Here is a 12,327-nt window from a genome sequence, read left to right as displayed (position 1 = left end):
TTAAGCAAATGTCCGCTGATGCTTAGCTTATATAACAGTCAAAATGTTGGCGCTACCCCATATAGAACTACTATAAATCAATCATTCCATCCTTTACATACATCAATCCACTCTGAATAACTAGAGTATTTTTCTAATTGTTCTATTGTAAGTTCAATAGCACTATTGCTACTCCCGCAAGCTGGATAGATTGTCTCAAAACGTTTTAAAGATATGTCTAGATAAACAGAAACATCATTTTTAATAGCAAATGGGCAAACACCTCCAATGGCATGACCAACCATATCCATGGCTTCATCAGGAGAAAGCATTTTTGCTTTTGTTTTGAAATACTCTTTGAATTTTTTGTTATCCACTTTTGCATCCCCGGCAGCAACTACTAAAACCGCTTGTCCATTCACCATAAAAGAAAGTGTTTTTGCGATTCTCTCTGGCTCACAACCTAATGCAGTTGCAGCCAAATCCACGGTTGCACTAGATACTTCAAATTCGATAATTTCAGAATCCATACCATATTGTTTAAAAAAATCTTTTACTTTTTCAATTGCCATAATCATCACACCTCATTTTTAAGTATTTTCTAGAAGATTATAGATGAAACTTGCCTATGTTCTTGGGTAAAAAATCATGTTGTAAATGACACATGGTTCTTGATAGGGATTATTATAGGAATGAAAAACATTAGCACGAAAGCGGAGTGCTTGATTTTCTTTTAGAACAATTTTTTTTGTGTTGACTACCATTTCTAACATACCTTGTACCACAAAAACATATTCTTCCACACCTTCAAGGTGCCTTTCAGATGGATGGTGACATCCAGGATCAAATTCGATATAAAATATTTCAACGTTACGGGTAGGGTCAAAAGGAAAAACAGGAAATGCTCTCATTTTTCCATCATTTTCAATGATAGCGTCTTTGGACCGTGTATCAACCACATTGCACTCATCTTCTAGCTCTTCCAATAATAAAGATAAAGGAACTTTTAAGCCGACTGCGATTTTCCAAAGAGTTGTAATCGTTGGTGAAGACTGTCCTCTTTCAATCTGTCCAAGCATAGGCTTACTTACATCAGTAAGTTTAGAAACATCTTCAAGTGTAAGATTTCTCGTTGCTCGTATTTCTTTTAACCGTTCTCCAATAGTTAATACTGGCGATTGCATTGCATCACTCCTTTTGTATGTTATAACATGTTAAAATATAATATAACATACTAACAGTTGGATTCAATAGGCGACAGTTTAATGATGTAAGTAACTCTTCACATATTTATCCATACTAAATGGAAAATATTACGAGGGTTACAGATCAAAGAAGTCACATTTATCTATACAAGCAAAAAACAAAAACTTTCTCCAACAACAATTTTTTTGTTTGGCAAGAATGTAAATACTTCACCAGTCATTCTACGCGACGAGGTCATATGTCCAATAGGGCTTATAAGATGCTGTGAGACAACAATAATCCGTGATGAGGTATTATTGCTCCGTGAAGAGGTAGTGATCATTCAGGGCTCTATGAGATATTAATGTGCGTATATAACACTGCGCTATATTGAGAATGATTATTAATATCAGGAGGGGTGAGATGAACAACACATCTGAAGTGTCCGGACTAATGCAAGTAACGAAGGAGCGCAAAGGCCTGCTGATTACAGCAAGTATCTTCTCGACCCTATCGAGTCTGTTGCAGATTGTTCCTTTTATCGGAGTGTACAAGATCGTCGAGGAACTGCTAACTCATGCGGGCCAACCATCTGCCATGGACAGAGATCTGTTGATCTATTGGGGGATCGTCGCATTCGTAGCCCTGATTGCAGGGCTTATTGCGCTCTATATCGGGGGGATGTGCTCACACATCGCTGCGTTCAACATTTTGTACCAGCTCAGAGTAAGGCTTGCGGAACATGTTGCCAAAGTACCCATGGGGTATCACACCCGGACGGCAACTGGTGAGCTGAAGAAGATCATCGAAGTCAGTGTGGAGAAAATCGAGAAATTTATCGCCCATCAGTTGCCGGATCTGGTGAGTGCGATCGTTATTCCGTTAATGCTGCTGGGTTACTTGTTCTGGCTCGATTATCGGATGGCGCTGGCGCTGTTGGTTCCGATCGGAATCGGGTTCTGGCTGCAAAGTCGTATCTTCCGCAGCGAACGCGGCCGTCAGGCTTATCGTGATTTTCAGCTTGCTATTGAAGAGATGAATTCGACAGGTGTTGAATACGTGAGAGGTATGCCTGCGGTCAAAGTATTTGGCATTACAGCTGATTCATTTCTGACGTTTAAACAGGCGGTAACACGGTATCGGGATATTTCGTTGAAAATAACAGATTTATGTAAAACATCGTACGGGCTGTTTTTTGTAATCATGATTTCGTTATTTACCTTCATTGTTCCAGTGGGTATTCTGCTGTCGAGTGGAAATGCGGGAAATCAGTCGTTTGCGATCACGTTTATTCTGTTTCTGATCATTACCCCGAGTCTATCTGCACCGTTATTGAAGTTAATGTATCTGGGTAGTGGGATGCGAGAGATTGTGGAAGGACAGAAACGGATAGAATCGGTGTTTGCCGAGCCGGTTGTACAAGAACCTGAGTTGCCTAAAGTTCCGGATACATATGAGGTTGCTTTTCGGCAGGTATCTTTTGCTTATGAACGTAAGGAGAGCGAAGCATATAAACCCGTACTTGAACAGATTGATTTTGTAGCCAAAGCAGGAGAGATGACCGCACTTGTCGGACCTTCTGGTGGAGGAAAGTCGACCATTGCCAATCTATTACTTCGTTTCTGGGATGTGCAGGAAGGTGAGATTACGATTGGTGGAATTCCGATTCAGGAGATGGGTACGGAGAAACTGATGGATACCGTGTCCTTTGTATTTCAGGATGTACATCTGTTCTACGATACGATTGAAGAAAATATTCGGATGGGCAATACATCAGCTTCACGACAGGACGTTATAGCTGCGGCTCAAACTGCTTGCTGTCATGAATTCATTGAGAAACTGGATGCCGGATATGACACCAAAATCGGAGAAGGCGGCACGTACCTGTCCGGCGGCGAAGCACAGCGAATTGCGATTGCACGGGCGTTGCTCAAAAATGCTCCCATTCTGGTCTTGGATGAAGCGACGGCCTACGCGGATGCAGAGAATGAGCACAAGATACAGCAAGGTCTGGCCCAATTGGTTCAAGGCAAAACGGTACTGATTATTGCGCATCGTCTAACAACGATTCGTGCAGCAGAGCAAATTCTTGTGATCCGGCAAGGGACAATTGCTGAGCGTGGGACACATGATCAATTGCGTGCATTAGGCGGAGTATATGAGCACATGTGGCAGGCCCATATCAGTGCAGCTTCCTGGAAGCTTGGAGGTGCAGGACGATGAAGAATTATTTATACAATATATCTGGCGGTAACCCGCGTAGTCTGCTTCCTTCGGTGATGGCAGCGATTCTGGACGGGATTGCAAAGATTGTTCCTGCGGCGCTGCTTGTAGACATATTCAATACGATATATAAATCTTTCGCTGAACCAGACAAAGGACTGGATATTAATCGTATGTGGATTGTATGCTGCATCCTGTTTGCCTGGCTTCTGGTGGAATATGCAGCGTACGCTTCACTCTATGACAAGACCTATCGGGCAGCATACAGCCTTGCGGCTTCAGGACGGTTGAAACTGGCCGAACACATTCGCCATCTGTCACTAGGATTTTTCGGAAAACGTGATCCTGGAGATCTGACAAATCTGATCCTGAGTGATTATGGTCAGGTTGAGCATACGATCTCTCACAATCTGTCACAGCTGATCAGCGCGATTGTGCTTCCGGTACTTGCTTTTGGCGGACTTCTGTTGGTGGATTGGAGAATGGCCGTAGCCATGTTTGTTGCGGTTCCCTTAGGTGTGGCTCTGTTATGGCTTACGGATTCCATTCAGGCACGACTGAGTGAGAACCATGTTCGAGCCAAAAACGAAGCCGCCAGTCGACTTCAGGAGTATCTGAGCGGTATTCGTGAGATTAAGGCCCACAATATGGGGGGCAAACGTTTTGAACGGCTGCGTCGTTCTTTTGACGAATTGAAATCAGCTTCCATTCGGTTAGAAGGTATTATGGGACCGATGATCATGGGCGCGATGTTGCTTGCACGATCAGGGATGACATGGATGATTCTAGTGGGCAGTTATTTGCTTGCTGGTGGTGAGTTGTCCCTACCGGTATTTCTGTTATTTTTGCTGGTAGGTACAAAGGTATTCGAACCGTTAACGGTTGTACTGATGAGTTATGGGGAGATGCGGTACTCTGCATATAGTGCAAGACGCATTATGGATGTGCAGCAGGAGGCCCCGATGGCAGGAACGGGAGATGTACAGCCCAATCAGGCGATTTCATTCGACCGGGTGACCTTTGGATATGATGACCAGCAGCCTGTGTTGAAAGACTTGTCCTTTACGATTGAGCCGCATACCATTACTGCCTTGGTTGGCCCATCCGGTAGTGGTAAGAGTACAGTCACACGTCTTATTGCGCGCTTCTGGGATGTACAGCAAGGAACTATTCGCATTGGTGGCAGCCCCGTTGATCAGATGGACCCCGAGAAGCTGTTGCAGGATATCTCTGTGGTCTTCCAGGACGTGTATCTGTTCCAGGATACGATCGGCAACAACATTCGTGTAGGAAAGAAAGACGCTTCGCAATTCGAGATTGAGGAAGCAGCACGCAGAGCTTGTTGTCATGAGTTTATCTCCAGTCTGCCTCAAGGGTACGATACGCTCGTTGGCGAGGGTGGATCGACTTTATCTGGTGGGGAGAAGCAACGGATTTCCATTGCACGTGCCTTGTTGAAAAATGCATCAATCGTATTGCTCGATGAAGCTACAGCTTCACTTGATCCGGAGAACGAAGCCGCCGTGCAGCAAGCGATTAATGAGCTAGTCGCGGACAAGACGGTTATTTTGATTGCACACCGACTAAAGACCATTCAGAATGCCGATCAGATCCTTGTATTGGACCAAGGTCAGCTCGTAGAGCAAGGAACTCATGCGCATTTATTAGATCACTCAGGCATCTACGCTCGGTTGTGGCAATTACAACAGGATGCAGAAGGCTGGCAGGTAAAAGTAAACGTATAATAATGAGTTCGATGAGATAGATAAAGTAACTGAAGCAAATAAGCCTAATGTGGCTAATGAACTGACATAAAAGGAGAATGACAACGATGTTTAAACGAATTCCTGTATGGATTGCACTATGCTGTATGCTCACCTTGGCGGCCTGTGGAACGACCCAGACCACCAGTGAAGTGGCCAGCTCCCCAGAGGGGACTGCACAAGCAACGACCAAATTGATTACCAACCCAAATGGAGAAGAGATTACGATCCCTTTGAATCCAGAGCGCATTGTTGATCTATCCGGCTCTACAGAAGAGTTACTGATTATTGGGAAAACACCTGTTGCAACGATGAGTGCGGATTACGGTAACCCGGAGGAAATCACTCCAACCATTAAGGATCAGCTGAGTGCAGATACCGTTAATCTGGGCTGGTATGGTTTCCCGTTCAGTATTGAAGCTATAGCGGGTGCCAATCCGGATCTGATCATCTTGGGAAAGGATTTTAACACGGATCAATATGAAACTTTATCCAAAATTGCACCTACAATTGCATTGCCTTACTCTTACTATGATTGGAGAGAACGCCTGACATTCTTGGCAGATACGTTTGGAGAAGAAAGCAAGAAAGATGAATATCTGGCCAAGTATGATGCGAAATCTGCAGAGTGGAAACAAAAGCTGGAGGCGGCTGTACATGGTGAATCCTTTGCCGTAATTGAGACATATCCAAACAACCTGGTCATCTATTCCAATAAAGGGGCAGCTGAGATGTTATACGGTGAATGGGGCCTGAAGCGCACAGAGGGTATCCCTGATCCAGAGGGCTGGGGAGGTAAACAGATCGCACTGGAGGCTCTGGCTACCGTTAATCCGGATCGTCTGCTGCTGATGGAGAATAGCGAGAATAAGATGGTAGACAGCAAGGTGTGGAATAACATGAACGCAGTGAAGAATGGCAAGATCTATAAAATCTCTAATGTCGATAATTATAATTATTCGTACACAGCGATGGGGAGAATGGAGCTTATGGACCGTTTGGGTACGATGATTCTGGAAGGTAAGAAGTAGACGTTGGATTAGAGGAATTGAAACGATAGATTAAATTTAACATTTAACAGAACCTAATGACGCCTATGTTAATTGTGTAATTGTGTAATTTGTTCGAAATCATGTAACTTGAGTGGTTCTGGCTGCGTTTAGACATTGGGGTGATCTGATGTTGGTGAACGCGGTTCAACGGTACATGGTATTAGGACTTATATTTATCGGGATCTTCTTTACAGCACTCATCGTGCTTGAGAGGATTGAAGGGTACCATATTACAACGACAGAGTATTACGGCTTACGTAATCTAGGGAGCTTGATATATATTTTGTCGCTCATCCTGGGATTCGGTCAATATTTAGTCGCTTTTTATGTTGTTATTATTAGCCCGATCTCATGGCTGCTGCGGAAATATGTATGCTTTCCTATGGTGAGAACTTTCATCTATATGATTGGGTTTGGATGGGGCGGGCTGTGGGTTTTTGATCTCATGTACAGTCCATATTTCGTGAAAGGATACTATCTGAACCGAATGACATCGATATGGATATTTGCCATCGCGGGGTTAGTTTATGCCAATGTGGAGAATAAGATTTGGCGAAGAGGGCAGATGCAGAACGAACAGAAGGCTACTTAACAAATGTTGAGTAGCCTTCTTGGTTTACATAATTATTATGGTGTTTTCATTGGGGGCTCAGTTAGAAAGGATTATGTAAGAGTAAGTAGTTAGTGAACATGAACAGCGGTTAAGTTAATTCGATAGTTTGTTATAAATTTCACAAAGGATGCAATTAAAATGAAATATTATCGTAAAAAGGTAAAATTTTCTGTTATACTATTTGGGTTGTGTACATAAAGTTAGATATTTTAATGAAGGGAGTTCATGAAGTAAATTAGCCGTTTAGTTTAAAATTGTAGTTTGGAGGAAAGCATTTTGTATAAAGCAGGTTTTTGGATTAGATTAGGAGCAGGTGTATTGGATAGTCTTATTATTTCAATTCCGTTAGTGATTATTGCAGGTGTGCTGACGGGTAACTTTGATACGGATGAGCCGATTGCCAAACTGCTTAGTGCGTTATACTCAATTTTATTACCAGTTTACTGGTATGGTCGAACCATAGGCAAACGTATATGTGGAATTCGAATCCGCCAATACGATACACACGAACCGCCAAAAATTGGTACAATGCTGATGCGAGTTGTTGTAGCTGGACTTGTGTATGTATTAACTTTGGGTATCGGAGTTATCGTGAGTGCGTTTATGGTCGGTCTGCGTGAGGATCGACGTGCGATTCATGACTTTGTAGCAGGAACAGAAGTAGTTTGGGATTAACTCGAAAAATATAAAGAATTGCTGTACAGGGGTAAAAATCACTGTACAGCTTTTAAATCATTAGTACTGTTTCACAAAACTCGTATTTTGTACATATGTATATAGGCCTTTCTTATATATAAGTAGTTTTACTTTTTTTCAACCACGTTGCCATGATCCCGTCAGGCTCTTCGCCACGTCTTTCCCGCATTAATTGATAAAGCCGGTTGAACTGAATTACTCCTTGTGCCGTCGAGACATATGGAGTCCAATAACTAAGCCACCGCTTTGCCAATACGGGTTCAAAAATATCGAAGAATAGAAATCTCTGGTAGTCCTTATTAAAACCAGGTACCGAATTACCTTGTATCTCATTGATATCCAGTAATGGTTCTTCCAGCCCGTCTACCATTTATACCAACCTCCCTCCTACGGTTTCTCAGTATTCCTAGTGTTTCATCTCCCATATCCGACTCAGCTATCATTTGGGAAGTCATACCCTGATTAGTACACGTTTGGGCCTCACTGGCTTCTCCACCCAGGCGGGAATATGAGCCGATCAATCTGACAAAAAGGTGCTCAGCAATTTGCCCACCGAATTCAATAGGTCTGCCTCCAATCTCAATATCACCTACAAGGAACTCTTTGTTCAAAGGCACCTCATACACAGCTCTTACCGCAAACCCTGGACCACCACGCACTACCTTCCAATAATCTAGTGGATCGCTGTTGTCAGGTGAAGTCCAACCACTTGTGTTCGGCTCAGACATGTAGAGCCCGACAGGATTCTTCAGAGTAATCAGTGCACCCTGTCGTGCCAGTGCATTAACTTCGCCACCGATCAGGGGGTCACTTGCCCGCTTCTCAATTCCATATTTAGCACAACGTATTAGTTCATTCTGATCGCCAATTATCGCTCCTTCACCATTTTTCCGAAGTTTGGTCGCATCAGCTGCCAAGTTAATCTCAGCACTTAATGTATTAGCAGGGTGCGTCATTGCTCCATGACTCGTATTCCATTTATTCAAAGGATCATATTGGCCTTCTGGGAACAGATCATCGTGCTGTACATTAGGAGAAACATATTGGCGGTATAATTCAAGAACTTTCTGTTTATCACCAAGAGCGTTAATTCTCCAATTCATAGATGAAAATGGGTGTCCATGCGCCATTGCCTGCCAATATTCTGGACCCTCGCACGTAAATGTCACTCTTTTAATTTTATTACTTTCTTCGTCGTATTCCACAAACCATTCCAAATACTCGTCATGAATTCGAGACTCTCCTGGTGCAGGACGTTTGTCGGCAGTTGCCATTGCCTGCCTCCATGTTAACATTGAATCTTCAGATAGGATTTTGGGGAAAGCTGGCCATGCAATGGTCGCATCTTCTGACGCATCAAACATACTTGCCCCCAAAGGATTATAGAACTGACTTTTGCCTTGGCTAAGTACATCTTCATTTTCTTGAACAGCAGAAGTGAATACTTCATTGATGTATTCACTCCATGCCTCAAGCTGATTTAAAATATTGTTATAGTCATCCAAATTACCTGGCGGATCAAAGCTAGCAAGAACCATATAAAATGCTTCCTTTCCTCAAAGATGGCTTAAGCCTTAGCAATCCACAGACTACTTTAAAATTGCGCTGTAGCAAAACCTTGATGCTGATGAAGTGATGAAAATACTGAATGATCCAGCGGCAATTGCCGAGGCACACGCAGAGTTTGCCCAAGTACACCGCCTTGGAGTAAACAGCTACCCGACACTTCTTCTCCGTGATGGAAATGAGTTTATTTCATTAGGCGCGACGATGAATATAGAGGAACTTGAAGAGGGTCTAGCTAGTACAGTTATTGCGAAGCAAACTAAAGGGGATCAATGTACACTGGGTAATAAAGAAGGCTGTTGGTTAAGCAAAAAGGGATCTATGATATTGGATGACCCCCCTATCCGTTATTCTAAATAGGCAGGATATAGGCAATGTTAAGTCATCATGACCACCCGTTCACCGAGTGGTCATGATGGTTTCTTTATGTTATACATCATGGGAAAATCATAGTTATTGGTAAATTTTATGTCCCTCCTGCTGTTCTGCAAAGTAAAGTTCCATCGGTGTGATTGCATGATTTTGTCTGAATTTATTCTTGTACGTTTCAAAATCCCAACTTTCCAGAAATTTCGTTGCTGTAACATGTCCTGATGATAGTAAGAAACGCTGGTCTTCTTCCGTCAAATTGAACTTCGTCGTTGTTACTTTTCCAGTAGGGATAAACATCGTTCGTTCTTCTGTATGTTCATCTACATGTCTTTGATCATGGGCCTGTAACATCGTTTTAAATATTCCTTTGAGTAAAGAAACCGGACCGTTGATATCCAAAGATTGGGCATACGTACGCTTTTCTGACAGCCGGAAGCCAAAGGTCGGCCACTGTGGAATCGCCTCCACATCAAAGAGCCAGATCGGAAAGTTACTGAGCATGCCCCCATCCAGCATATAATAAGGTTTCTTCTGTAATGGCGTATGCCATAGATAAGGTTTAAAAAAGAAAGGCAATGTTGTGCTCATTCGCACCGCTGCAGCAATTGGAAATTCAGATGCTTTCAGTCCGTAATGAGGCAAATCATTAGGAAAAACGACGATCTTACCATTGCTTATATTCGAGGCGATAATGGAAAGCTTTCCTTCTGGAAGATCTCCAAACGTTACAATGTTCTTACGTTTCAGCCAATCTGTCATCACTTGCTCTAAAATGTGATTGCTATAGATTCCAGAATCAAATATGAATGGAAGGGTCTTGTTAAACAGAGGCAATCTGCTTATTCCTGTCCGTCCGAGCAGCTTCGTATAATCTAGCGAGCTCATCAAATTCCGAATTTCAGCACTGTTGTAACCGCAAGCTAACAATGTCGCAACAATCGCTCCAGCTGAAGTCCCTGCAATTTTGTTCCAAGTATAGCCTTTAGCCTCCATCGCCTCTATGGCTCCCACAAAAGCAATTCCCTTGACCCCCCCCGCCTTCAAAGACTGCATCTGCCTTCACCTGAATTTCCTCCTTACAAAATGAAATATTTCCTGGTTATTATTAGCTTTGTAAATTAAACTATTCACGTTGAGGATATGTTTGTTATGCTTGCTTCCCCCTTCAATCGTTTAACCCTTGTGCCGAGCGATCCGTTCAATTCCTCCCCAACGGCTTCAAACAGCTGTAATGGCAGACATATCCTCAAGCGTATAAGGAATTTTCGGGCGTTGTCCTGACATAAGTGTTCTGGAGAGGGCTTCAAAATCCAGTGCAGTGTGATGGCTAAAATAGGTAGATAAGTTTGTGTCCCGATTATCAAAACGAATCACCCTGTATCCTTTTGCCGCCAGCATCTCACAAAATGGAACAGTCCATCGGATCATTTGCGTTCCCAGCCCGGCAATCAGGAGCATGGTTTCATGCTTTTCATCGCTATAACTGTCATAAGCAAGATCAATACCGTTAACGTTTAACATATGGTCATATAAGGCAGCATGCAGCACGGTATTACCAAACCGCCATAGTAACTCGTTCATTAGATCCATACTGCCGTCCTCATCACATTTCTTACGGAACTGAGGAACATCAGTAAATGACATTTGTAAATCCTGACTCACAAGACAAAACGCCGAACATCTCGAAAGCTCCTCTTTGTTCTATCCAGTAATTTATCTCGACATCTCCTCTTATTGAGATATGAAAGGACATTCGAGGATAGGCTTTTAAGGAAACGCCTTTATCGCGCGCAGATATCGGCATAGTCCCAAGGAGATTCTTAAACGCCGGTGCGAACGCTTCCGGCGATTGGTATCCATATTTCATAGCAACATCGATTACCCTCGCATCGTTTGCCTGCAGTTCAAAAGCCGCTAATGTCAAACGACGACGTCGGATGTGCTCGGATAACGTGATTCCTTTAATGAAAGGGAACATTCGTTGAAAATGATAGGTAGAGCAACAAGCTATCTGCGCTATTTCATCATATGAGATATTGTTCTCCAAATTTGTTTCGATATTATCGATTGAACTTTTCATCCTCTCCAACCAATCCATCGTTCTCCCTCCCTTCGAGTTAAATACTATCGTAAATAAAAAACTTTCCTTGCATTTCCTGCACCAAATTGTCAGCATCGTTCGCATCCCCTGAAGACCAATCCCAACAAATCTTGTCTAATTAATTTCTCCTAAGAACATGTTCTTGTCCAATACGGCAATCGGTACAAGTTCTTGTCCTTGGCTCGGGACAAGAACAATGTTCCATTGCCTTCCTCTTCTTATCTTTTTGCGACAACCAAGAGCCGTTAATCATCATTGCACTGATTAACGGCTCTGTAAATTTAATCTCTTCACATATGCTTCAACTGATTTTTGTAATACTTTCTTTTAATCATCCTGGATGCTTCTTCTGATCAGCATCGCAACAGATTGAGGTGTATAAAATATTACGTTTGGGCTTTCATGTTAATATGGGCAAACGTATTTGTCAGCCAACACTTCTTCATTTTCTAAATAGTGATATTCGATGGAACTTGATGAGTTCCGGATACAAATAGTTAATCAAGCGAGGTCTTATATTAATGTGGCTTTTATCTCGCAATAGAAGATCCATCATAATACTATTTAGGTGACTGTCTAATCCAAAATGACACAATGCTCGTTTCCTCAGCTTGGAACAAGAACTTGGGTTCCTTAAATCAAAAAAGCTGCTATAATAGCGACTTTGAATGGAACAATGTTTTTGTCCTCCGACATTGATCTGAGGACATTGAATTATACATCTCAAAGTCTTTTGGAGTTAAAAGAAGACCACATATAGAGATTCTCTTATGTGGC

At 42.6% G+C, this 12,327-nt stretch carries 10 protein-coding genes and 2 pseudogenes; 6 read left to right on the top strand and 6 right to left on the bottom strand.

Annotation, left to right across the window (positions count from 1 at the left end; all coding sequences use genetic code 11):
- Positions 1-77 precede the first annotated feature (77 nt).
- Complete coding sequence (locus MHH25_RS16800) at positions 78-551, bottom strand: YbaK/EbsC family protein (protein WP_339282817.1); 474 nt, start codon at positions 549-551, stop codon at positions 78-80.
- Positions 552-605: 54 nt separating this feature from the next.
- Positions 606-1,163: an XRE family transcriptional regulator gene (locus tag MHH25_RS16795; RefSeq protein WP_253508903.1), complete on the bottom strand. Its 558-nt coding sequence runs from the start codon at positions 1,161-1,163 to the stop codon at positions 606-608.
- A gap of 424 nt (positions 1,164-1,587) precedes the next feature.
- Here MHH25_RS16795 and MHH25_RS16790 point away from each other — a divergent pair, with 424 nt between their 5' ends.
- From MHH25_RS16790 to MHH25_RS16770, 5 genes are all read left to right on the top strand, one after another.
- Complete coding sequence (locus MHH25_RS16790; protein ID WP_340017587.1) at positions 1,588-3,387, top strand: ABC transporter ATP-binding protein; 1,800 nt, start codon at positions 1,588-1,590, stop codon at positions 3,385-3,387.
- Positions 3,384-5,132 (top strand): ABC transporter ATP-binding protein, encoded by a 1,749-nt coding sequence (locus tag MHH25_RS16785; protein WP_340017586.1) that lies wholly within the window; start codon positions 3,384-3,386, stop codon positions 5,130-5,132. The genes MHH25_RS16790 and MHH25_RS16785 overlap by 4 nt, the downstream gene beginning before the upstream one ends.
- Before the next feature lie 86 nt (positions 5,133-5,218).
- The gene (locus MHH25_RS16780; protein WP_340017585.1) at positions 5,219-6,181 is read left to right on the top strand and encodes an ABC transporter substrate-binding protein; all 963 of its coding nucleotides are present in this window, start codon (positions 5,219-5,221) and stop codon (positions 6,179-6,181) included.
- A 148-nt stretch (positions 6,182-6,329) separates the two neighbouring features.
- Positions 6,330-6,794: a hypothetical protein gene (locus MHH25_RS16775; RefSeq protein WP_340017584.1), complete on the top strand. Its 465-nt coding sequence runs from the start codon at positions 6,330-6,332 to the stop codon at positions 6,792-6,794.
- A 297-nt stretch (positions 6,795-7,091) separates the two neighbouring features.
- Entirely contained in the window at positions 7,092-7,490 is a 399-nt protein-coding gene (locus MHH25_RS16770) for an RDD family protein (protein ID WP_081746009.1), read from the top strand.
- Positions 7,491-7,602: 112 nt separating this feature from the next.
- Here the strand turns inward: MHH25_RS16770 and MHH25_RS16765 are convergent, their stop codons facing one another.
- Together MHH25_RS16765 and MHH25_RS16760 are read right to left on the bottom strand one after the other, a co-directional pair.
- The gene (locus tag MHH25_RS16765) at positions 7,603-7,881 is read right to left on the bottom strand and encodes a hypothetical protein (RefSeq protein ID WP_036613867.1); all 279 of its coding nucleotides are present in this window, start codon (positions 7,879-7,881) and stop codon (positions 7,603-7,605) included.
- The gene (locus tag MHH25_RS16760; RefSeq protein WP_340017583.1) at positions 7,841-9,049 is read right to left on the bottom strand and encodes a hypothetical protein; all 1,209 of its coding nucleotides are present in this window, start codon (positions 9,047-9,049) and stop codon (positions 7,841-7,843) included. The genes MHH25_RS16765 and MHH25_RS16760 overlap by 41 nt, the downstream gene beginning before the upstream one ends.
- Before the next feature lie 94 nt (positions 9,050-9,143).
- Here MHH25_RS16760 and MHH25_RS16755 point away from each other — a divergent pair, with 94 nt between their 5' ends.
- Entirely contained in the window at positions 9,144-9,437 is a 294-nt protein-coding gene (locus MHH25_RS16755) for a hypothetical protein (RefSeq protein ID WP_162158985.1), read from the top strand.
- A gap of 93 nt (positions 9,438-9,530) precedes the next feature.
- On the opposite strand, the pseudogene MHH25_RS16750 reads toward MHH25_RS16755, so the two are convergent.
- Positions 9,531-10,512: pseudogene (locus tag MHH25_RS16750) on the bottom strand (patatin-like phospholipase family protein).
- Between the two features lie 458 nt (positions 10,513-10,970).
- Positions 10,971-11,547, bottom strand: a pseudogene (locus tag MHH25_RS16745) (helix-turn-helix transcriptional regulator); the annotation flags it as partial.
- Positions 11,548-12,327: the final 780 nt, after the last annotated feature.

Origin of the sequence: Paenibacillus sp. FSL H3-0457 (assembly GCF_037981725.1) — a bacterium.
GTDB classification, from domain to species: domain Bacteria; phylum Bacillota; class Bacilli; order Paenibacillales; family Paenibacillaceae; genus Paenibacillus; species Paenibacillus amylolyticus.
Note: the sequence above shows the minus strand (reverse complement) of the source record. Positions and strands in the feature narration are given on the sequence as shown.

Bases quoted from the DNA above. Each gene is read 5' to 3' on its own strand.
- MHH25_RS16760 (WP_340017583.1), bottom strand. From the start codon at position 9,049: ATGGTTCTTGCTAGCTTTGATCCGCCAGGTAATTTGGATGACTATAAC.
- MHH25_RS16795 (WP_253508903.1), bottom strand. From the start codon at position 1,163: ATGCAATCGCCAGTATTAACTATTGGAGAACGGTTAAAAGAAATACGA.
- MHH25_RS16765 (WP_036613867.1), bottom strand. From the start codon at position 7,881: ATGGTAGACGGGCTGGAAGAACCATTACTGGATATCAATGAGATACAA.
- MHH25_RS16790 (WP_340017587.1), top strand. From the start codon at position 1,588: ATGAACAACACATCTGAAGTGTCCGGACTAATGCAAGTAACGAAGGAG.
- MHH25_RS16785 (WP_340017586.1), top strand. From the start codon at position 3,384: ATGAAGAATTATTTATACAATATATCTGGCGGTAACCCGCGTAGTCTG.
- MHH25_RS16800 (WP_339282817.1), bottom strand. From the start codon at position 551: ATGGCAATTGAAAAAGTAAAAGATTTTTTTAAACAATATGGTATGGAT.
- MHH25_RS16780 (WP_340017585.1), top strand. From the start codon at position 5,219: ATGTTTAAACGAATTCCTGTATGGATTGCACTATGCTGTATGCTCACC.
- MHH25_RS16775 (WP_340017584.1), top strand. From the start codon at position 6,330: ATGTTGGTGAACGCGGTTCAACGGTACATGGTATTAGGACTTATATTT.